Origin of the sequence: Chryseobacterium sp. CBo1 (genome assembly GCF_001693475.1) — a bacterium.
Lineage (GTDB): Bacteria > Bacteroidota > Bacteroidia > Flavobacteriales > Weeksellaceae > Chryseobacterium > Chryseobacterium formosense.
The window spans coordinates 26,975-48,062 of the sequence record NZ_MAUH01000034.1 but is presented as its reverse complement, the minus strand read 5'-3'; the positions used below and the strand labels follow the sequence as shown (position 1 = coordinate 48,062).

Genomic DNA, 21,088 nt, shown 5'->3' with positions numbered 1-21,088 from the left:
GGCAAAAGATAGAAGCTGATTTTTGCTATTTATTTTAAATTTAAACTAATTAATGCGCAAGATTTGCGAAGAAGTCATTCCCTTTATCATCTGTAATGATAAATGCAGGAAAGTCTTTTACCTCAATCTTTCTTACTGCTTCCATTCCTAATTCAGGAAAATCAACAACCTCAACAGACAGAATATTATCTTTTGCCAAAATTGCAGCCGGACCTCCGATCGAACCGATGTAGAAACCTCCATATTTTTTACAAGCATTGGTTACATCAGCCGTTCTGTTTCCTTTTGCCAACATCACCATACTTCCGCCGTGGCTTTGGAATTCGTCTACATAAACATCCATCCTACCCGCAGTCGTAGGTCCGAAACTTCCTGAAGCCATTCCTTCCGGAGTTTTAGCCGGCCCTGCGTAATAAATCGGATGATTTTTAAAATATTCAGGCATAGGTTGTCCTGCATCCAATAATTCTTTGATTTTTGCGTGAGCAATATCTCTTGCAACAATTAAAGTTCCGTTTAATTTTAATCTTGTTTTGATTGGATATTTTGAAAGTTCAGCCAAAATTTCAGGCATTGGTTTATTCAAATCAACCTCAACTGCTTCTTCCAAATGTGGCGGCGTTGCGGGTAAAAATCTTTTCGGATCCTGTTCCAATTGCTCTAAGAAAATACCTTCTTTGGTAATTTTTCCTTTAATATTTCTATCTGCCGAACAAGAAACTCCCATTCCGACAGGACAAGAAGCTGCGTGACGAGGAAGTCTGATTACTCGAACGTCGTGCGTTAAATATTTCCCGCCAAACTGTGCTCCTATCTCACTTTCCTGGCAAATTTTCTGAACTTTTGCTTCCCATTCCAAATCTCTGAATGCTTGTCCGGCTTCATTTCCTTCCGTTGGAAGATTATCGTAATATTTTGCAGATGCTTTTTTCACCGCAGCCAAATTTGCTTCCGCAGAAGTTCCACCAATAACCAAAGCCAAGTGATAAGGCGGACAAGCTGCAGTTCCTAAATCTGAAATTCTCTCTCTTACAAAAGCTTCCAAAGATTTTTCGTTCAGTAAAGATTTAGTTTTTTGATAAAGGAATGTTTTATTTGCTGAGCCTCCTCCTTTTGTTAAAAATAAAAATTCGTAGTAATCTCCTTTTTTAGCATAAATATCAATCTGCGCGGGAAGATTAGAACCAGAATTTTTTTCATCAAACATTGTCAAAGGAACGACCTGAGAATATCTTAAGTTTCGCTTTTGATACGTATTGTAAATTCCTTTGCTTAAATATTCTCCGTCATCAACACCCGTATAAACATTTTCTCCTTTTTTACCCATTACAATAGCTGTTCCTGTATCCTGACAAGAAGGCAAAGCGCCTTCCGCAGCTACTGCAGCATTTTGCAATAAATTATAAGCAACGAATCTGTCATTATCAGTCGCTTCAGGATCATCAATAATTCTTCTCAGACTTTCCAAGTGTGAAGAACGAAGCATAAAAGAAACATCCGCCATCGCTTCTTCTGCAAGAAGCTCAAGACCTTTCGGATCTACGGTTAAAATTTCCCTTTCGCCATGTTTTTCAACCTTTATATAATCTGAAGTCAATTTTTTATAAACCGTATCATCTTTCAAAATCGGATACGGATCCTGATATCTAAAATCCATTTTACTTTTTTATTTTCAGTGCAAAAATACAGCTTACGCAAAAAAACATGAGCAAAATCAATGACTTAAATACGTATTTATAATGATTATAAATTGTATTTTTATAGGAATATATTTTTAACCACTAAAGCCACAAAGAATTGGAATTCTTTATTTAAAGTTTAATGAAAAATATTTTAATCATATTATTCTCACTTCTTATTTACAATAATAGTTTTGCTCAAAAGAAATCTGATAATGTTTCCAAACTTCAAGGAACTTGGGTTGGAAAAGCTGAAGAAGATTCAATAAAATTTGAGTTTTTCAAGACTCCAAAATTTTTCACATTTTCATATATGAATTCAAATAATGAAAAGTTTATTGTAAAAAAATCTGACATAGTGGTAAATGACAAACGTGAAATCATCATTAATATTAAGAAAGCAAACCTTTCATCAGAAAAATGGAAAAAGTGTCTTTTTTCCGCAGGAATTATTACAATTTCCAACTTGTCAGAAAACCTCATTACTTTAAATTTGAAATCAGTGGGACCAATCTGCAATATAACAGAGGACGAATCATTACTCATTGAAGATATAGACAACATACAATTAATAAAACAAATAAAATGAATTACAGAATAGAAAAAGACACCATGGGTGAAGTGCAGGTTCCTGCTGATAAATTTTGGGGCGCACAAACAGAACGTTCAAGAAACAATTTTAAAATCGGTCCGGAAGGTTCTATGCCACACGAAATTATTGAAGCTTTTGCTTATTTAAAAAAAGCGGCAGCATTTACCAATACCGATTTAGGAGTTCTTTCCGCTGAAAAAAGAGACATGATCGGAAAAGTCTGCGACGAAATTTTGGAAGGAAAACTGAATGATCAATTTCCTTTAGTGATCTGGCAAACCGGTTCAGGAACTCAATCCAACATGAACGTGAATGAAGTAATCGCGAACCGTTCTCATTTCAATGCAGGAGGAAACTTAGGTGACAAAACGGAAGTTCATCCGAATGATGATGTGAATAAATCTCAATCATCAAACGACACCTATCCAACCGCAATGCATATCGCAGCTTATAAGAAAGTGGTTGAAGTAACCATTCCGGCAATTGAGAAACTAAAAAATACGTTGAACGAAAAAGCTGTTGCATTTAAAGACATTGTAAAAATCGGAAGAACGCATTTGATGGACGCCACGCCTTTAACTTTAGGACAGGAATTTTCAGGATACGTTGCTCAATTGAATTACGGAATTAAAGCTTTAAAAAACACATTACCTCATCTTTCCGAATTGGCTTTGGGGGGGACTGCGGTTGGGACAGGTTTGAATACTCCTCAAGGCTATGACGTAAAAGTTGCGGAGTATATCTCGAAATTCACAAACCTTCCTTTCGTAACGGCAGAAAATAAATTTGAAGCTTTGGCTGCTCACGACGCAATTGTAGAATCTCACGGCGCTTTAAAACAATTAGCGGTTTCTTTATATAAAATTGCTCAGGATATCAGATTGATGGCTTCAGGACCACGTTCAGGAATCGGGGAAATTCATATTCCTGAAAATGAGCCAGGTTCATCAATCATGCCGGGAAAAGTAAATCCTACCCAAAATGAAGCGATGACGATGGTTTGCGCACAGGTCTTAGGAAACGATACGACCATTTCTTTTGCGGGAACACAGGGAAATTATGAATTGAATGTTTTTAAACCAGTAATGGCTTATAATTTCTTACAATCTGCTCAATTAATTGCTGATGCTTGTATTTCATTTAATGATCATTGCGCAGTAGGAATCGAGCCGAATCACGAGAGAATCAAAGAATTGGTTGATAAATCTCTGATGTTGGTAACTGCATTGAATACTCATATCGGTTACGAAAATGCTGCAAAAATCGCAAAAACCGCTCACAAAAACGGAACAACATTAAAGGAAGAAGCTGTAAATCTTGGTCTTTTAACGGCTGAACAGTTTGACGAGTGGGTAAAACCTGAAGATATGGTGGGAAGCTTGAAATAATATTCCACGACATAAAACAAAACACTCCGTAGAGAATTCTGCGGAGTGTTTTGTTTGTTAATGTGAATGTTGATATGCATATCTCAATTATTGTACCAAATTATACTATATGTCATTTTTATTATGAATTTTATTCTTGAAAAATTTTATTGCTTCTTTTATATTCTGGTCAGACATATAGTCTTCAAAATTATCCTGTTTTGAAATCTCAACATCCGGAGGTATCTGAGCATAATAATTTTTATTCCGATCGCAATCATACCCATTACTCAATGACATAAATCCACCAAAAGGAAGCGTTACAATAAAATTTGATGTAGTTTTACCCATTGTTTTTTCGCCAATAAAAACAGTATTAACTCTCCCTTTAAATGCTAATGCTGTAATTTCTCCCGAACTTGCCGTCAATCCACCTATAAGTACTGCAACTTTGGCTTCATCTAAAAGCTCTCCTTTTGGTTTTATATTAGACGGATTTTTATTTCCCTGATCGTATGCGCCTTTATTGAGCCTCGTCCAATCAGCACGTTTTTTATCTTCATCCAGCATACCCCAAACTACATTATCTCCCAGCAAATCATAAAGAGCCAACAACATCGGCGCAGAGTTTCCACCGCTATTGAAACGAAGATCAACAATCCATCCCTCCAGATTATTATTGGTTTTCAATTCTGCAATTTTGTCATACATAAGCTGTGCTGTTTTATTTATATATTCATTGCTGAAATCATCCGATGATATATTGGGCATTAAGATGTAACCATATTTTCCATCTAAAACCTGAGCTTCAAATTTCGGCTTGGCATTAAGCTTCTTCATCCATTGCTCACTGAAATTATCCCATGGGATATTTGTTTTCATCCCATACGTTTTCTCCTGATAAGACACAACCGAATGATTGGCATTAACTTTTTCAAATAAAACTTTAACTTCAGATAAAGATCCTTTAAAATCTTTTGCAGATTCCAAGTTTTGAAATGTCTCAGTCTTTAACTTCTTCCAATCGTAATCTTTTTTGTATAAGTAAGCAACTTCGAAAGCTTTAAAGATTTTATCGTAAAATATTTTTGTGCTGTCCCGCGATGTCTTTAGCTTTTGTGCATTCCCATTGAAAACAATGCAGAATATGCCGATCAGTAATAAAATCTTCTTCATCTTCAAACGTAATAAATTACCATCCTAAAGCCACTCCGAAAACCAAAGCCTTGTCGTTTTCAAAATAAGAATCTTTGAAGAAATTGCTGAAATCTTTTTTTACGAAAAGAGAAATATTGTCATAAGAAAGCGTTACCTGAGCTCCGTAAACAAAAGGATTTACCTGATAATTTGAGCGATCTCTGAAACCCTGGCTGTCTTCTTTCACAATATTGTTCGTAGCCATTTTAATTCCGCCGTAAACGTTTGCACCAACTCTGAAACCATCTGAATAAGGCCTGTACTGAACATCCATTCCGGCACTTTTCAGCTTTGAAAAATTATATTGAAAACCTAAAGGAATCATCAGATAGCCTGTTCTCAATTTCGATTTATCAAGACTTCCTTCATATTTAGTAAGAAAAACATCTCCGTTTTGTTTTGCAAAAACCATATTATTATCCGTACGAACTGTTCTCCAGGAAAAGCCTAAACCTGAAATTAATCCCCACGGACTGGTTCTGCCAAACTGATAATTAAATTTTAAACCAAATTCAAAGTTATTGGCGTAACCTAAGTTTTTATCTAAATCATTATCCGGTTTATCATTCGTTAAAGTCATAACTCCGTAAGAAATATAAGGATCAAAGCTTTTTTTAGACTGAAACTTTTTCAACAGTTTTTCTTTTAATTCTTCATTTGAAGTGACATCAGAATTCAAAAGAGAATATCTTACCTGTTTTTGAATCACCTGATCCAAATCAAATCCCAAACCTTCAATTCTTGTATCTATTTTTTGAGAATACGTATCTGCAATCTGAGCTTTTTGCTTATCAAACTCAGCTTTGTCAAGATTTTTTTCCTGAAGAAACCTCAGTTCGGTTTCCATCTGTGTTTTTTCTTCCTGAATGATTTCGTTGATTTTCGAAGCGTATTCTTCAACTTTCTCCTTCACAATCGGGCTTACCGTAGTATCTTCTTTTGGCTGAAGATTCAAACTAAATGTTTTTCTTTGTGCATTCATTGAGGTCGCAACAAGACACAACATTCCTGTGATGATAAATTTCTTGATCATATTTTTATTTTTTTAAATTTAAAATTGGGTTATTTCGTATTGAGGTCGATGGTCGCTACATTGCTCCCATCCTTCGATTTATCAATAACATCTTTATGCTCTACAGAAAAAAGCAGCGTTGAAGGATCAACATATCTTTTTTTCTTCTGAACCTTTACAGAATCGGATTTTGCCATGATTTTCGCCGGCTGATTCTGAATGATCTGAGAAGCAATTTCAGAAGGGTTTTCTTTAATTAATGGAAGATCATTTTTTATAAGAATTTCTTTTTCCATTTTTAATTCAGTTGGCGAATTATTAGTCTGAGTAAATCTCACTTCCTTTTGCTTTTGAATAATTTCCTGAGAATTTATTTTCTCGGGCTGTATTTCAGCATCCTGTTCTTTCAAAGAAGGCTTTTTTCCTGTTTCAGCGATTTGCACCGTAGATTCAGTATCATTATTTAAGAACAAAACCGCTCCTAAACCGAATAACAAAACAAAACAAGCAGCCAGTAAAACCCAGTTAAGATTTGATTTTTTGGGTTGGATATTTTCAGTTTGAGCCTGAATATCTGCCCATAAATCTCTTGAAGGAGCAATTTCTCTTTCGTCGATCTGTTTTTTTATCTGGTATTCAAAATTATCTTTATACGAGTTCATTTTTCAGTTTTTTTTGTTGTTGAAAGTAAATCTTTCTTAATTTTTCTTTAGCTCTGAAGAGTTGCGTTTTGCTTACAGCCAAAGAAATATTCAGTGTGTCTGCAATTTCCTGATGCGAGTATTCTTCAATCACATAAAGGTTGAAAACCATTCGGTACGCATCCGGAAGCTGATCGAGAAGTTCCTGTGCATTAAAATCAAAATCTACAGGCTCTTCGTGTAAATCCTCCAGAACAGAAGCATGAACGTCGTCAAGATAAAAAACCGTTTTGCGGCTTTTGATAAAATTGAGACATTCGTTGACCACAATTTTTCTCGCCCAACCTTCGAAATTTCCTTCACCACGAAAGCTTTCGATATGTTTAAAAATCTTACAGAATGCTTTGATCACGCAGTCTTCGGCCTGATACAAATCGCTGACATAACTTTTCGCCACACTCAGGAATTTTCTTACACTCTGATCATAAAAGATTTTCTGCGCAGCCGGATCCTGCCTTTTGAGGCGGCTCAGCAAATCTTCTTTTTTATTATTAAACAAAAGCTTCATGGTTTATTCTGTTTGACTTCGTCGAATCTTCGATTTCTATAGTAAAGACAGTAAAAGTTTAAAATGGTTACAGAAAATTTTATTTTTTTGTTTAAACCAATATAACCAACTGAAAATGAATGTTATATTTTTTTTAAATTATTATCCTAATACAACTCAATTTATTATTTATCAAAAACATCGGGCTATACCCGATGCTGTATGATGTAGCCACCTTGTGGCTCTTTTAAAAATCTTAGATTGATGAGGTTTCTTCAGAAATAATTTCGGTCTTTCCAGAGTTAACCTGATCTTCAAAATATTTTTCAAGCTGACGTAAAGTTTCAGGCGTTGTTTGGATATCCTGAACAACTTCACCTTTGTTTACCACAACAATTCTGTTACAAACTTCTGTGGTGTGCGCAAGATCATGGCTTGAAATTAAAAACGTTACTCCGTTTTCCTTGGCAAAATCACGGATCATATTTTTTAATTTGATTTGTGTGGATGGATCTAAGTTGGCAAAAGGTTCGTCTAAAATAATAATATCCGGTTTACCAATTAATGCGCCGATAATGCCGACTTTTTTCTGGTTTCCTTTAGATAAATCTCTTACATATTTTCCAGAGTTGATGATTTCGCCGTTAAACAAATCATGGAACTGCTTCAAAAATTCATCCACAGAAGCTTTATTCTGCCCTCTCAGTTCGCCGATAAAATAGAAATATTCTTCGGGAGTAAGATATCCAATTAAAAAAGTTTCATCGATAAAAGCGGAAACTTTGTTTTTCCAAGCTTCAGATTCGTTTACTTTGATATTTTCAACACTCACAAAACCTGTTGTCGGCTGTATCAAATCGAGCATTAAACTGAAAAGCGTTGTCTTTCCGGCTCCGTTGTTTCCAACCAAACCGAAGGTTTCGCCTTTGGTAATTTCTAAATTTTCTATATTAAGAACGGTTGCGTTCCCGTATGTTTTCTTTAAATTTTGTATTGTGATCATTGTTTTGATTTTAATTTTGTTGTTTGTTTTTAACGCAATGTTCGCAAAGATTTATTTCATTTTAACAGTGAATATTTTCGGTCGCAAAGGCGTTACACTCAGCAAAGACATGAATAGTTTATCAACAAAAATACTTATTCACTTTTGCCTTTTATCTTGGCTCTTCAAAAATTAATCTTTCTTAAAAGCCTCAATCGTGCTGTATTTTTCGGTTTTATATTTTTTAATAATAATATCGAAGATTTTTTCACGGAGAAGAAAGCCAATTAATCCTAAAACACCAATCGTCACAACTGCTGCAGGAATACCAAAAAGTTTTTCCGTCACACCATAAACTACCATTGGTAAGATCATTTTAGGAATCATTAAAATAAAAGCCTTGAAGCTAAGTGTATTTTTTTGACCGACTCTTTTTTCTTTAGCATTAAGATCAATCAAGTTTTTATTATAAGCACCGGACCAAAGCGTAAATTGTGAGTTCACTCCAATATTGTACAATCCTGCCGCAAAAAATGCGAAGTAAACATTCCAACCGAAATATGCGTAAAATAAGGCGATAATTATAGAGATTGCCGTAACAATATTCATCAGCCACCATTTTGCCTTTAGATATTCTTTGTAAGGAACATTCTGCGTCATCATCAAAGGATAATAAGCGCTGTCAAATGCAGGAACTCTTTGTCCGAAAGTAAACTGAAAACCTCCCGTTACGAAAAGTCCCATAAACATCATCATTGTGGGCGTGCTGTATATTTCGCTGGTAAACATCAGTAAACCATAGAATACGAACATAAAACTTCCTATTAAAACGCCTTTCGTTACTTTATTACGCTTCAACATCTTAATATCATTGTTGATAAAAGTTCCGATAGCACCATATTTATTCAGGAAAGCAATGTTTTCGGTTTTCCCGATTTCTTTCTTAGCTTCGAGACCTTCATCAAGATAAAATCCTTTTCGGATGTAATTGTAGGTTACCTTCCAAAGACCTGCGAAAAGCATCACAGGAACTACCGCAAAATAAGGTCGCTCGTAAAGATTATAGAAAAACTTTTCGGAGTAAGATAAAACCGGAACAATATCATAATAATTCAAAGCAGATAAAGCGGCAATAACAACGCCTACCCCAATCGCTACATTCTCTTTATCATTAAATAAAAGATTGAGAAAATTATTCAGATAAAACATTGATGAAACTCCTACAAACCAAGTAAAAATCCCCAGAAAACCATATCCGTTAAAGGCTAAAATTCCGCAAAATGTTATAATAAATATTGAATTAAACCAACTCAGCGGCGTGAGAAATGTTTTAATCAAAGTGTAATTGACCACCACTTTTTTGGGAATATTAAGTGTAAGAAAAGGCTTGATATTCTGCGTCGGAATCTGCTGAATCATGTATTTGAATACCAAATCGATTACCCAGCCAATAATCAGAAAACGTGAAATAATTTTCAACGGATCCTCCTTCATTTCTTCCTGTACATAGTAATACGCAATGAAAGACATCATGGCAAGCCAAAAAATAAAGAAACAAATCCCGATAATTCTGAAAATCTTCATCGCTAGATTAATCCCGACTGAAGATCCTCTAAAAAAACTTTTCCACTCCAGCTTCAAAAATCTTTTAAACATAGTTTACTTTTTAAATATTAGTAAAGATAATGGTTTAAATGTTACAGAATTTGTCACTGAATATGGGAATAATTATTTTATCCGCTATGAATTGAATTTAAACAAAATCCCCAAAGAAAACTCTTCGGGGATTTTTGATTTATTTAAAACTTCATTACTTCACTTCAACAAAATTATCTTCAGGATTCACATCTGCCATTCTTTCGCTTGGGTCTATTCCTAAAGCGCTTATCTGAGATTTGTTGTAAGGAATCGTAAACGTGTATTCTTTCTGTGTCCACGGCCAGTATTTTAAAGTAGTAAATTCTCCGAATACATCTTTGGTTTTCCAGGTATGCGTCATGTTTAAAGGAATCTGGTAATTCACGATTTTGTTATCCGCAGTAATTACAGAGAAGTCAATCGGCATAGGAACTTGACCGTTATTTATCAAAGTTATCGTTGTTGACTTGTCACCATACTGAACATCTTTAATTCCGTAATCGATGGTTTTAGTCGTATTAATCCAATAATGATGAAACCATTTCAAATCCATGCCTGAAACTTTCTGTGCGATGTGTAGAAAATCTCTGTCTGTAGGATGTTTCATACTCCATTCTTTGAAATATTCAGTCATGATTTTAGACAAATTTTCTTCTCCGACAATGTACCCCAATTGCACCAAGTACAATTCTCCTTTCACGTAACTTGCGTAGGAATATGCCGAACCGTTGTCATGATGATCACCCAACCAAACCGCAGGTTCTTCAATTCCCTTTTTCAGAAACTTTCTGTACGCATCAAGTTTTTCAACGAAAGCATTCGGTCTGTTATCTTTTGGTGGAAACAACTGATGCATTACGTAGCTTTCAGCATAACTTGTAAAACCTTCATCCATCCAAGATCTTGTCGGTTCGTTGGTCGCCAACATTTGCTGATACCACGAGTGAGAACCTTCATGCACCATTAATCCCATTAAATCCTCAAGATTTTTTGCTTCACCCAGAATCATGGTACACATTCCGTATTCCATTCCGCCATCGCCACCCTGGATAAATGCGTAAGAAGGATAGGCATATTTCCCGAATTTAGAATTCATGATTTGGAAATATCTGGTTACGTAAGGTTTTGCTTCACCCCAATATTTAGTTTTATCGTTTTTCTGATACACAAAATACACTTTCGGACCTTCTGAAACCTCAAAGCTTTCTACCGAATAATCACGGTCTGCAGCCCAGGCAAAGTCGAGCATATTTTTAGCTTTCCATTTCCAGGTTGCTTTATTTTGGTCTGTTTTAATTTGTGCTGAAGTATCATAGCCTTTTACTTCAGTCGGATTTAAAAGCGTTCCTCCCGCTCCGACAATGTAATCTTTGTTGATTTTAATCGTCACATCAAAATCCGCAAACGGTGCATGAAATTCTCTACCGATGTAATCGAAAGTTGCCCATCCGTCGTAATCATATTCAGCAATTTTAGGATACCATTGCGTCATTGTCATATCAACACCTTCACGGTTATTTCTTCCGCTACGTCTAATTTGTTGAGGAATTACGGCATCCCATTCCATTGTAAAAGTTGTTTTTGAACGAGGTTTCATCGGTTTATCCAAATACACTTTCATTACGGTTTCCTGGATTTCAAATTTCAGGTTTTTTCCGTTTTGCTTAATCCAGTGAATGTTTTGGGCTCCTTCTTCATTTTTCGGAATAGATGCTAATCTTGAAATTCCGTCTTTCTGTAATCTGGAATCCCCGTTTTTTCCCTGACTTGCCACTCTTTGATCCATCATGGAATTTGGTTTAAAAGCATTCCAGTATAAATGGAAATACACCACATCGAGCTCGTCGGGCGAATTGTTTTGGTATTTTAAGGTCTGAGTTCCTTTGTAAGTAAATTCTTCTGCATTGACGTCGATATCCATTTTATATTGTGCAGCCTGCTGATAATAGGCTTTTTGCTGAGCCTGAAACTGCAAAATAACAAACGCAAAAAGGATGATTAACGATTTTTTCATTGATAAATTTTATTTGTCTAAAGGTAGGTAATTTTTGAAAAAGCCTCAAATATGAAGCTTTGAAGAGGTTTTTCGTTGGGGTTTAGATATAGCTTTCATGTAATGGTTAAATTAGATTCCCACAGATTTCACTGATTTTCACAGATGATTGCGTAAAAGAATCGGTGCAATCTTGAGAATATTTAAACACAAATTTACAAATGAAAGGTACAAACAGATCCTAATAATTTTGTGTAATTGGTAAAAAATATTAGTGCTATTCGTGTTTAGACAAGATCAATTTTTTAATTAAAGTAATCTGACCTAAATGATAATAACAATGCTCAATCATTCCGTCGATATTCCTTAAGTAAGTTCCGTATTTTTCATCAACAAAAACTTCATTCATTTTAGAATCCGGCATTTTTTCTAATAAAGAAGCGAATTTTTCGGCATCACCCCAGAGTTTGTTCAACAATTCTTCCCATTGTTTTTGAGATTCAATCGGAGGAAGATCAAAGCTGAACTGATCTCTGATTTCCAGATCGCCACCTTCAAACACATTGATCAATCCTGCAATATAATAATCAATATGAAAAGCAAGCATTGCGACGGTATTTAAAGAACTAATCTTTGTGGTTACCTGTTCCCAAGTCACATCAGAAAGCTGATCTTTAAAATTGGTATTGGCAATCCATTTCCCATCCAGCAAAACTTCTCTGAATCTTTTGGCTAATTGTGTTGTGCTCATTGTTTTGTTTTTTCTAAAGATAAATATTTTCTCACGCTAATTTTGCAGATTACGCAGATCTTTCTCGCATATTTCAATTATTTTTAACCATAAGAACTATACGCAATCATTCGTGAAAATCTCTATAATCAGTGGGAAATAAAAATCCTTCAAGGTTTCAAAACCTTGAAGGATTAAAATGATAAGTTTAGTTGAAAACTATTTCTTAGCAGTAATTTCTTTTGCTCCGCTTTGTAAAATTTTCTCAAGGATTTTTAATGTAATCAGATAGGTTGGTTTTACTCCGGTTAATCCCAAACCTCCTGAAGATAGCGTAGAACCTGTTTCCAAAGGATTATCTGATGCGTAATAAGCATACATCACAAATAGATCCGGGGAAATATGGTGTCTGATTTTAGAAGCTACCTGAATTGCTTTCTGATAATGCGCCCCTTCCATTTCAAGCCCGATTGCCTTCCACGAAGTATTCATAAAATACTGAAGAATATCTCTGTTTTGCAGTGATGTTCCCAAAACGGTAATCATCGGACCTTCGAAAGCCTGTAATTCATCATCAACGAAATCTTCTTTTTTAAGGGCATTTTCAAACGGATAATTGTCGGCTGTTCCTTCAAAAATATGCGAAGTAGGAATCATAATATCGCCTTTTCCACCGGCAAGAATTCCCGCCTTACCCATAATGGAAACCGATTTTACTTTCATCATATACACTTCACCTTTTTGCTCGAATGGTCTTAAAAGCTCATCCATCACCTCAAAAGCCTGTTCTCCAAAAGCGTAATCAAAAACCATGATTACATCTTCTCCCGCGAATTTCACTCCGCTAAATGGTGTATTTTTAAGATCAACCTTGCTTAAATCAATGATCTGAACATCAATATTACTTCCGCTTCTATCATCAATATAAATCAAACCTTCTTCCAACGCATATTTTAAAACCTTATCACGAAGATCTTTTTTATTAGAAATTTCCTGGTAAAGTTTATAGTCAACATCTTTAGTCTGTTTTTTCTTTAGAGCGTCATTGGCAAACAGCATATTTTTTACCGAATGCATATTGGCAGATATGATGTGTAAAGGACGCATATGAAGGTCGTTTTCAAATAAAACTTCTTTCACCTTATTTGCCCATTTTTCTCCGAAATAGTGATGTCCTACTCTTTCTTTCAGGATTGCACTGAAATGAATTTCTCTTTCACGGCTCTGCTTTGCATCTTCCAGACTTACTTTCCCTAAATGATAGATGATTTTAAACAATCTGTCCGGGTTTTCATCATCGCCAAAAGTGTTATAAGCATTTAACGTTTCATCAAAAGTTCTTCCGATTAATGAAGACAAATGAATCAATGCCACCTCTTTTTCTCTTCTGCTGAATTTTTTCTCGCCTTTCACTACTTCTTCTATGATTTTGAAAGCTCTTGTCGGCTTCCAGTTTTCATCCTGAATAAATGCGAGGTTACGAATTTTATCTGCTTCTATAAATAAAAAAGTAAGGTGGGTAAGAATATCGTAGATTTCCGAACGTCCCAAAAGAACTTCAATGTTCATCTGATGTTCGTCGATTCTGTAACAGTTTCTTCTTCTCTTTTTAGGAACGATCGGCTCAAAACTTCCTTTATCAAAACCTTCATCTGATGTAAGATGAATGAAAGCACATTCTTCAATACCTTCTGGAAGTCTGTCTAAAACATACATCAAACCATCCAATTCCAATTTGCTTGGAATGCTCATGGTACCGTAAATTTCCGGATTGATCGTCTTCAACAAACTTCTAATGCTTTCTCCCGAAACTCCGCTTGGCTTGAAAAAACCTCTATAAAACAAATGTCTCATAGATATGTATAGTCTTTCAATTGCCTCGGTGGTTTCTCTTGCTCTAGAATTTGTCATATATTTAAAATTTTTATAAAAAGTCTCGCAAGTTACGAAAAATATTTTTAATATTTTAATACACTAATTTTCAGCAACTTGTTATTTAATCTAAAAACCTAGTTAATAGATTAAATGGTTTTTAAAATTAATACTTATCGGAATACATAAAAAGAAATTAAGAATAAGTTTTATTCATATTTAATCTAACCTTTCCAACTTTTTTATTTCATCTTTAATTTTATCGAAACTCACTTTCTCTACCGTTTTCATTAATTTTCGATTCATGTAAAGTTGTAAAGTGTAGTTATTATTCTCAGTAGGCGTAATAAAAATTCCGTCTTTTGGTTTTCCTTCTGCGTCGGTTTGAACACCTGTTATAATTTCGTTTTCATCAGTTTCTTCCATGAATTTGTTTGAAACAAATTTTTCAGACAAATCGTTAAAACTTACCTGAATATTTGATGATTCTTTAACAAGCATATACACTTTGTAAAATAATTCTGTTCCTTCGCTAGGCTCGACAGACTCATCTGCTAAGTCTACTTTTGTCGCAAAAATTTTCCCGTCTTGCTCACGATAAAGAATTAATCCTTCTTTATATTTTGATTCTAAATACTCTTTTCTTGTCGAATCAACAAGTTTCCCGTCGATAGAAAGCTGTTTATTGAAAGTATTCCCTGATTGTTCGATTTTAATCTCAGCTTTTTTGTTCGCCTGCATATCTTTGATTTCAATTACATTCCCTTTCAACTCAAAATGTATTCTGTTAAAATAATGCATGGCAAACAAATCCCAGTCGAAACTTTTCAACACGCCATTTTTCCAATATCTTGAAATGAACTGCTTTTCATTGAGCTTATATTCGACACCATCAAAAATTCCCCCGCCTTTATAAGTTGATTTTATATCATATAATTGATGTTGATAATTATCCATATTTTTCAGATAATCATTGGAATACTGAAATTTTCGGATTCCATTTTCAAAATAATCAACTTGTTTAAACTCGCGATCATCTTCCGTTTCAAAATAGCCGGAGAAAGGTTTTCCGTTTTTCAAAATCCCTTCATAAAATTCCTGTGGCTTATCTGAAATGGTGAAAGAATAATTTTTGACTTTTGTTAAAACCCCGTTTTCATAAATTTTCTGCTTTTGAATTCCTTCTTTATTATATCGGTCTTTAAAATAGGTTTCTTCAGCAAGGTTTCCATTTTTGTAAATGATTGCTTTTTCGTCACTAACTAAAGTCCCATTATAAGGTACATTATTTTTATATTCTAATGTTCCGGTAATTTCGCCTTTATCATAAAAAGTTTTGATCCCATCAAGCTTATCATCTTTCATCGTGTAGGTCTTTTCTAAATTTTCCAATCGGTAACCAAATACTTTTTGCAAACCAGTCTTTTTGAAATTATCAACATTGATTAATTCATAATCATCGGAACGGTCATCAAGCTGCAAAACAAAAGTTCCGTTAAAAGGCTTTCCTTCTTTGTAAATGCCTTTTGCAACGATTTGCTTTTCTTCATTTGTAGCAATTGCTTCACCATCTTTTAAACCGTTGACATAATTTAAATTCACGATAAACGCACCTGCATTTTCATCAAAATTTCCTTGAAAAGGCTCATTTTCTTTATAAATTCTTTTACTTTTTAATTTTCCATTCTCATCATAAACCATTTCTTCGCCATCTCTCCAGCCATCTTTATACAAAGTTTCTGTTGCAATTTTTCCGTTCGGGAAATATGAAAAATTCTTCCCTGATCTTAATTTACCAGCATACCTTATAATGGTTTTAACTTCGGTTGCAAAGTTATTCTGGAGATAGTACTCATAATCTAATCCATTTGTAATATCATTTCCATAATCGTAAAAGTTAGCCTCATTCAAAGATTGAATTAATTTTCCCGTCTTGTCGTAATTTCTCTGTTCAATAGATTTATAATAACCCCCGTCAATGGCAAAAACTGTTTCCTGAGCAATTTGTTTTGAATTTGCCCAAAATATTTTCTCAGTAACTGTTTTTCTATTTTTGATTTTTTTTGAAGAATTTTTCACTTCCCCTATTGGTTCTAAAAGCGCAATAGTTTGCGGCTCAACTCCTCTTGTTTGAGGAATTGGCGGCGGCGGTGGAACAACCATCAAATCTTCACCATCATTATGAGCTCCTTTATCTAACGAAGAAACTTCCTGAATTTTCTCATTATAATCATAATCATCATTGTTTTTTATTCTTTCAAAACTTCCGCTTTCAGGTTTTCCTTTTACATAAATTCCTTTCATTAAAACAGTTCCGTCTGTACTATAAATTACAGTTTCACCATCTTTTACCCCATTTTTATACTGACCTTTCTTTCGGATTTTTCCATTGGGATAATAATATAATAAGGTGAGATTTTTAGTTTCATTTCTATATTGTTTAAAATTCTCATCATTTCCTTTTTCATCATACCAAACAATATCTCCTACATAGGCATTTTCATTCTTTTTAAAAGTATATCCTTCAAACTGTGGTGTTCCGTTGATATAAAAATCCTGAAGCAAAACCAAATCACCCAATTCTTTCATGGGCATTATTCTATAATAAGAAGCATTGGATTTTGCAGTCACCTTCCATTCTTTATCATAATATATCGGTTCAGATTTTTGAGAAAACGCTGCTGTAAACAGAAGAAAAGAAATAATACATATCGATTTTTTAATCATACAATTTGGATTTATTCAAAAGTAAGAATTCTTAATCATAAATTTAAATAATAAAATCAAAGCCAATTCAAAGCTACCCCATAAAATCAAGAGGGTATTTTCATCTTAAAATTATATTTATTTATAAATTATCATAAAAATATAGGGGTAATTAATTTTTGTTTCAATTTTTTCGTAAATTTGCCCCGTAAAATCAAACCCAATATGTCGACTTTAAGATTCAAAGCGTTAGAAACTTTACCATTTAAGGACTTTAGAAAAGATAATTCTATTGAAGTTCCTGTAAAATTGTCAGAATTATTCTGTCAAAATGTTTTCTCAGAAGAAACAATGAGAGAATATTTAACGAAAGAAGCATTCCAATCTATTTTGGATGCGATGAAAAAAGGAACTCAAATCCAAAGACACATTGCAGACCAAGTTGCTGTTGCAATGAAAGACTGGGCAATGAGCAAAGGTGTAACACACTACACACACTGGTTTCAACCTTTGACAGGATCTACTGCAGAAAAGCACGATTCTTTCTTCACTCCAATCGAAGGAGGCAGAGCGATCGAAAGATTCAGCGGAAACTTATTGATTCAGCAGGAGCCGGATGCATCTTCTTTCCCGAATGGTGGTATCAGAAACACTTTCGAAGCGAGAGGTTATACAGCTTGGGATCCTACATCTCCGGCATTCATTATGGGAACAACCTTATGTATTCCTTCAATTTTTATCTCTTATACAGGAGAAACTTTAGATTATAAAGCACCTCTTTTAAGAGCATTGAACGCTGTAGACGAAGCTGCAACAAACGTAATGCAGTATTTTGACAAAAACGTAACAAAAGTAACTCCTACTTTAGGTTGGGAGCAAGAATATTTCTTAGTTGATTCAGCATTGTATCAGTCTCGTCCGGATTTAGTTTTAACAGGTAAAACTTTATTAGGACACTCTCCAGCAAAAGGACAACAGCTTGATGACCACTATTTCGGTTCAATTCCTACAAGAGTAATGAACTTCATGAAAGAGTTGGAAGTTGAATGTATGAAATTGGGTATTCCAGTTACGACAAGACACAACGAAGTAGCTCCAAACCAATTCGAGCTGGCTCCAATGTTTGAAGAGGTAAACGTTGCAGTTGACCACAACTCTTTGTTGATGGACGTTATGGCAAGAATTGCTCACAGACACCATTTCCACATCTTATTTCACGAAAAACCTTTCGCAGGAGTAAACGGAAGCGGAAAGCACAACAACTGGTCTTTAGCAACCGATACAGGTGAAAACCTTTTAAGTCCGGGGAAAAACCCTAAGAAAAACCTACAGTTCTTAACGTTCTTCGTGAATACCATTAAAGCAGTTCACGAATATGCTGATCTTTTAAGAGCAAGTATTGCTTCTGCAAGTAACGACCACAGATTAGGTGCAAACGAAGCTCCACCGGCAATTATTTCTGTATTTATCGGAAGCCAGTTGTTCAGAGTTTTGGAAGAGCTTGAAAAAGTAACGGAAGGAAAACTTTCACCAGACGAAAAAACAGATTTAAAGCTAAATGTAGTTGGAAAAATTCCTGAAATTCTGTTGGATAACACTGACAGAAACAGAACTTCTCCTTTCGCATTTACAGGAAATAAATTTGAGATCAGAGCAGTAGGTTCTGCAGCAAACTGTGCTGAGTCGATGACAGTAATGAACACGATTGCAGCAAAACAATTAAACGATTTCAAAAAAGAAGTTGATGCTTTAATTGAAACTGGTCTTAAAAAAGACGAAGCAATCTTCAATGTATTGAGAGAATACATCAAGCAGTGTAAAAACATCATGTTTGAAGGTGACGGATATTCTGATGACTGGGCTAAAGAAGCTAAAAAGAGAGGTTTGAACAATTTGAAAACGACTCCGGAAGCTCTTAAGCAGGAAATGGATAAAAAATTCCTGGATCTTTACGAAGAAATCGGAGTTTTCACTCACAGAGAAGTTGAGGCAAGAAACGAAATCAAATTAGAAAAATATTCTACCGTAATCGATATTGAAGCAAGAGTTTTAAGTGATATCGCAAGAAACCACATTATTCCTTCCGCTTTAAAATATCAGAACAGATTAATTGAAAACGTAAAAGGTCTTAAAGAAATCTTCGGAGATAAAGAATTCAAAACTTTGGCGAAAGAACAAATGAGTTTGATCACCAATATTTCTGAAAATGTTTCTAAGATCAAATTAGGTGTTGAAGATTTAATTAAAGCAAGAGAAGCAGCAAAAGCTGTAACCAATAGTCAGACCCAGGCAGAAGATTACTGTACGAAAGTTATCCCATTATTTGAAGGAATCAGAGAAGCTTCTGATGATCTTGAAATGATGGTTGACGACGAGCTTTGGCCACTGACTAAATATAGAGAAATGTTATTTACAAGATAACATCTGTAAAGTTCCATATTAGTGAAGGTTCCCTGGTTTTCCGGGGAACTTTTTTTATAATTTCTTAATAGTATTTTTAAGAATCACAAAAATTATAAAATCCGATGAATAAAGGAAAGTGGAATTATTTTGTTAAAAAATCTTAATAAAAAAAACCGCTCATTCACCAAAAAAGGGAGTTAGCGGTTTGTTTTTCTTTAACATAACGATACATTATGTTAAAATGTGTTAAATCAAGAACCTGATAATAATCATATCGAGGCTCTTTTAGCTGGAATATCTACTTTTGTAATGCTTTAGAGAAATAAATATACCTTTTTAACACGGATAATCAAATTTATATGAAGAAAAGAGTTTTGTTTTATTTAGTTGCTTTCGTTTCTACAATATCACTACAATCATGCGTAACAAATTACGTAGTTTCAAAACCGGCAACTTACACTAAAGAATACAAAACAGATGCCAAACTTACTGCTATCGACACTCAGTTGGAGAAAGATAAAAAATTGCTAATCAGCTCTTTTGTATCTGAAAAAGCAGTTGCGCTATCTAACGCAAAAAATTCTTTAAAAAATTCTGAAATCGCAAAAGCGATCAAACATAATAAGACCATTGATAACATTTTAGCAGAAGCAGCAACTTATCTTGGAACGCCTTACAGATACGGAGGAACAACAAGAAACGGAATCGACTGTTCAGCATTTGTATTATCAGTTTTCGGTGCAGCAGCAGGTCTTACTTTGCCAAGAGTTGCAGCATCTCAATCTCAGGAAGGAGAAAGTGTTGAGAAAGAAAATCTTCAGAAAGGTGATCTTATTTTCTTTTCTCACGGTAGAAGAATCTCTCACGTAGGAATCGTGGAAGACGTTACAGAAGAAGGAGAAGTAAAGTTTATTCATGCGGCAACGTCGAAAGGAGTAATGGTCTCGTCACTGAATGATTCTTATTGGGGACCTAAATTCAGATTCGCAAAAAGGGTGATCAACGAAAACGGAGAGAACTACAATAATTTAGCATCCGTAAATTAGTCTTAAATAATTGATTGATATTAAAAATGAAGCCATCTTATTTGATGGCTTTAATTTTTGTACATCATGACAGCTGAGATTAGCTATTTTTATCAATTTCTATATCAAGTTGACGCAAGAGACCGTGAATTTCAGAAAGGGAAAATTTGGTCTTCTTTAGCTTGTTTAAAGCCGGATTGATGGTATAATTGAAAGAAGTTCTTAGATCTGCTTTTTCAAGACTGGTACGGTCGAAAATTGCACCACTGAGATCACATCCTGAGAACACAGCATTCATAAGGTCAGCTTCAGAAAAATCAACCTCAATTAATTTTGAATTTTTAAATATTGTTTTTCGGATTGTTGATTGATAAAATACAGAATTGTTTAAGACACAACCTTCGAATTTAAATGACATTCCAAATTCATTACAATCATTAAAAGCCATTCCGAACATTTTACAGTCTTTAAAAACAGCCTCACGAAAAGCAGTTCCCACAAGTTTTGTCATGCTTACATTACATTCTATAAACTCGCAGTCAGTAAATTTAAATTCGGAAAGATTTACGTATTCAAAATTACAGTTTCGGAAAGTGCAGTTCTCGTATTCGCCTAAATCTAAAAGTTTCTGAGTAAAATCAATGTTTTCGAAATTTTCGTCAATGATATAGACTTCTCTCATAGTATTATTTGATTTTTAGAAA

Annotated in this window: 16 protein-coding genes; 4 read left to right on the top strand and 12 right to left on the bottom strand. The window is 34.5% G+C overall.

Translation table 11 applies throughout. From position 1 onward, the window contains the following. Positions 1–49: 49 nt before the first annotated feature. A complete protein-coding gene (locus tag BA768_RS15090) occupies positions 50–1,657 on the bottom strand; it encodes a fumarate hydratase (RefSeq protein ID WP_065721425.1) in 1,608 nt (535 codons plus the stop codon). A 164-nt stretch (positions 1,658–1,821) separates the two neighbouring features. Here BA768_RS15090 and BA768_RS15085 point away from each other — a divergent pair, with 164 nt between their 5' ends. Together BA768_RS15085 and fumC are read left to right on the top strand one after the other, a co-directional pair. Further along, complete coding sequence (locus BA768_RS15085) at positions 1,822–2,268, top strand: hypothetical protein (RefSeq protein ID WP_065721424.1); 447 nt, start codon at positions 1,822–1,824, stop codon at positions 2,266–2,268. After that, positions 2,265–3,659 (top strand): class II fumarate hydratase, encoded by a 1,395-nt coding sequence (gene fumC, locus BA768_RS15080; protein ID WP_065721423.1) that lies wholly within the window; start codon positions 2,265–2,267, stop codon positions 3,657–3,659. The genes BA768_RS15085 and fumC overlap by 4 nt, the downstream gene beginning before the upstream one ends. A gap of 105 nt (positions 3,660–3,764) precedes the next feature. Here fumC and BA768_RS15075 read toward each other — a convergent pair whose 3' ends face one another. The 10 genes from BA768_RS15075 to BA768_RS15030 all read right to left on the bottom strand — a co-directional run bounded on the left by BA768_RS15075 (position 3,765) and on the right by BA768_RS15030 (position 16,977). Then, entirely contained in the window at positions 3,765–4,814 is a 1,050-nt protein-coding gene (locus BA768_RS15075; protein WP_065721422.1) for a S41 family peptidase, read from the bottom strand. A 16-nt stretch (positions 4,815–4,830) separates the two neighbouring features. Then, entirely contained in the window at positions 4,831–5,868 is a 1,038-nt protein-coding gene (locus BA768_RS15070) for a porin family protein (RefSeq protein ID WP_065721421.1), read from the bottom strand. A 29-nt stretch (positions 5,869–5,897) separates the two neighbouring features. After that, positions 5,898–6,509 (bottom strand): hypothetical protein, encoded by a 612-nt coding sequence (locus tag BA768_RS15065; protein ID WP_065721420.1) that lies wholly within the window; start codon positions 6,507–6,509, stop codon positions 5,898–5,900. Then, a complete protein-coding gene (locus BA768_RS15060; protein WP_065721419.1) occupies positions 6,496–7,056 on the bottom strand; it encodes an RNA polymerase sigma factor in 561 nt (186 codons plus the stop codon). Before BA768_RS15060 ends, BA768_RS15065 begins: the two co-directional genes overlap by 14 nt. A 235-nt stretch (positions 7,057–7,291) precedes the next feature. Next, the gene (locus BA768_RS15055) at positions 7,292–8,038 is read right to left on the bottom strand and encodes an ABC transporter ATP-binding protein (protein ID WP_034677790.1); all 747 of its coding nucleotides are present in this window, start codon (positions 8,036–8,038) and stop codon (positions 7,292–7,294) included. 171 nt (positions 8,039–8,209) lie between these two features. After that, positions 8,210–9,673 carry a DUF5687 family protein gene (locus BA768_RS15050; protein ID WP_034677789.1) on the bottom strand — a complete coding sequence of 488 codons (1,464 nt, stop codon included), beginning with the start codon at positions 9,671–9,673 and terminating at the stop codon, positions 8,210–8,212. Positions 9,674–9,827: 154 nt separating this feature from the next. Further along, positions 9,828–11,669 carry a M1 family metallopeptidase gene (locus BA768_RS15045; protein ID WP_065721418.1) on the bottom strand — a complete coding sequence of 614 codons (1,842 nt, stop codon included), beginning with the start codon at positions 11,667–11,669 and terminating at the stop codon, positions 9,828–9,830. Between the two features lie 256 nt (positions 11,670–11,925). Beyond that, complete coding sequence (locus BA768_RS15040) at positions 11,926–12,399, bottom strand: DUF1572 domain-containing protein (RefSeq protein ID WP_065721417.1); 474 nt, start codon at positions 12,397–12,399, stop codon at positions 11,926–11,928. Positions 12,400–12,597: 198 nt separating this feature from the next. Continuing rightward, a complete protein-coding gene (locus BA768_RS15035) occupies positions 12,598–14,289 on the bottom strand; it encodes a DUF6909 family protein (protein WP_065721416.1) in 1,692 nt (563 codons plus the stop codon). A 180-nt stretch (positions 14,290–14,469) separates the two neighbouring features. Further along, complete coding sequence (locus tag BA768_RS15030) at positions 14,470–16,977, bottom strand: toxin-antitoxin system YwqK family antitoxin (protein WP_065721415.1); 2,508 nt, start codon at positions 16,975–16,977, stop codon at positions 14,470–14,472. A gap of 204 nt (positions 16,978–17,181) precedes the next feature. Between BA768_RS15030 and BA768_RS15025 the strand changes: the two genes are divergently transcribed. Both BA768_RS15025 and BA768_RS15020 read left to right on the top strand, forming a co-directional pair. Further along, positions 17,182–19,377: a glutamine synthetase III gene (locus tag BA768_RS15025; protein ID WP_034677781.1), complete on the top strand. Its 2,196-nt coding sequence runs from the start codon at positions 17,182–17,184 to the stop codon at positions 19,375–19,377. A 341-nt stretch (positions 19,378–19,718) separates the two neighbouring features. Continuing rightward, positions 19,719–20,405: a C40 family peptidase gene (locus BA768_RS15020; protein ID WP_034677778.1), complete on the top strand. Its 687-nt coding sequence runs from the start codon at positions 19,719–19,721 to the stop codon at positions 20,403–20,405. A gap of 79 nt (positions 20,406–20,484) precedes the next feature. On the opposite strand, the gene BA768_RS15015 is transcribed toward BA768_RS15020, so the two are convergent. Next, the gene (locus BA768_RS15015) at positions 20,485–21,066 is read right to left on the bottom strand and encodes a pentapeptide repeat-containing protein (protein WP_065721414.1); all 582 of its coding nucleotides are present in this window, start codon (positions 21,064–21,066) and stop codon (positions 20,485–20,487) included. Positions 21,067–21,088 lie beyond the last annotated feature (22 nt).

Bases quoted from the DNA above. Each gene is read 5' to 3' on its own strand.
- BA768_RS15035 (WP_065721416.1), bottom strand. From the start codon at position 14,289: ATGACAAATTCTAGAGCAAGAGAAACCACCGAGGCAATTGAAAGACTA.
- BA768_RS15070 (WP_065721421.1), bottom strand. From the start codon at position 5,868: ATGATCAAGAAATTTATCATCACAGGAATGTTGTGTCTTGTTGCGACC.
- BA768_RS15055 (WP_034677790.1), bottom strand. From the start codon at position 8,038: ATGATCACAATACAAAATTTAAAGAAAACATACGGGAACGCAACCGTT.
- BA768_RS15085 (WP_065721424.1), top strand. From the start codon at position 1,822: ATGAAAAATATTTTAATCATATTATTCTCACTTCTTATTTACAATAAT.
- BA768_RS15090 (WP_065721425.1), bottom strand. From the start codon at position 1,657: ATGGATTTTAGATATCAGGATCCGTATCCGATTTTGAAAGATGATACG.
- BA768_RS15050 (WP_034677789.1), bottom strand. From the start codon at position 9,673: ATGTTTAAAAGATTTTTGAAGCTGGAGTGGAAAAGTTTTTTTAGAGGA.
- BA768_RS15045 (WP_065721418.1), bottom strand. From the start codon at position 11,669: ATGAAAAAATCGTTAATCATCCTTTTTGCGTTTGTTATTTTGCAGTTT.
- BA768_RS15065 (WP_065721420.1), bottom strand. From the start codon at position 6,509: ATGAACTCGTATAAAGATAATTTTGAATACCAGATAAAAAAACAGATC.
- BA768_RS15040 (WP_065721417.1), bottom strand. From the start codon at position 12,399: ATGAGCACAACACAATTAGCCAAAAGATTCAGAGAAGTTTTGCTGGAT.
- BA768_RS15015 (WP_065721414.1), bottom strand. From the start codon at position 21,066: ATGAGAGAAGTCTATATCATTGACGAAAATTTCGAAAACATTGATTTT.
- BA768_RS15025 (WP_034677781.1), top strand. From the start codon at position 17,182: ATGTCGACTTTAAGATTCAAAGCGTTAGAAACTTTACCATTTAAGGAC.
- fumC (WP_065721423.1), top strand. From the start codon at position 2,265: ATGAATTACAGAATAGAAAAAGACACCATGGGTGAAGTGCAGGTTCCT.
- BA768_RS15060 (WP_065721419.1), bottom strand. From the start codon at position 7,056: ATGAAGCTTTTGTTTAATAATAAAAAAGAAGATTTGCTGAGCCGCCTC.
- BA768_RS15075 (WP_065721422.1), bottom strand. From the start codon at position 4,814: ATGAAGAAGATTTTATTACTGATCGGCATATTCTGCATTGTTTTCAAT.
- BA768_RS15020 (WP_034677778.1), top strand. From the start codon at position 19,719: ATGAAGAAAAGAGTTTTGTTTTATTTAGTTGCTTTCGTTTCTACAATA.
- BA768_RS15030 (WP_065721415.1), bottom strand. From the start codon at position 16,977: ATGATTAAAAAATCGATATGTATTATTTCTTTTCTTCTGTTTACAGCA.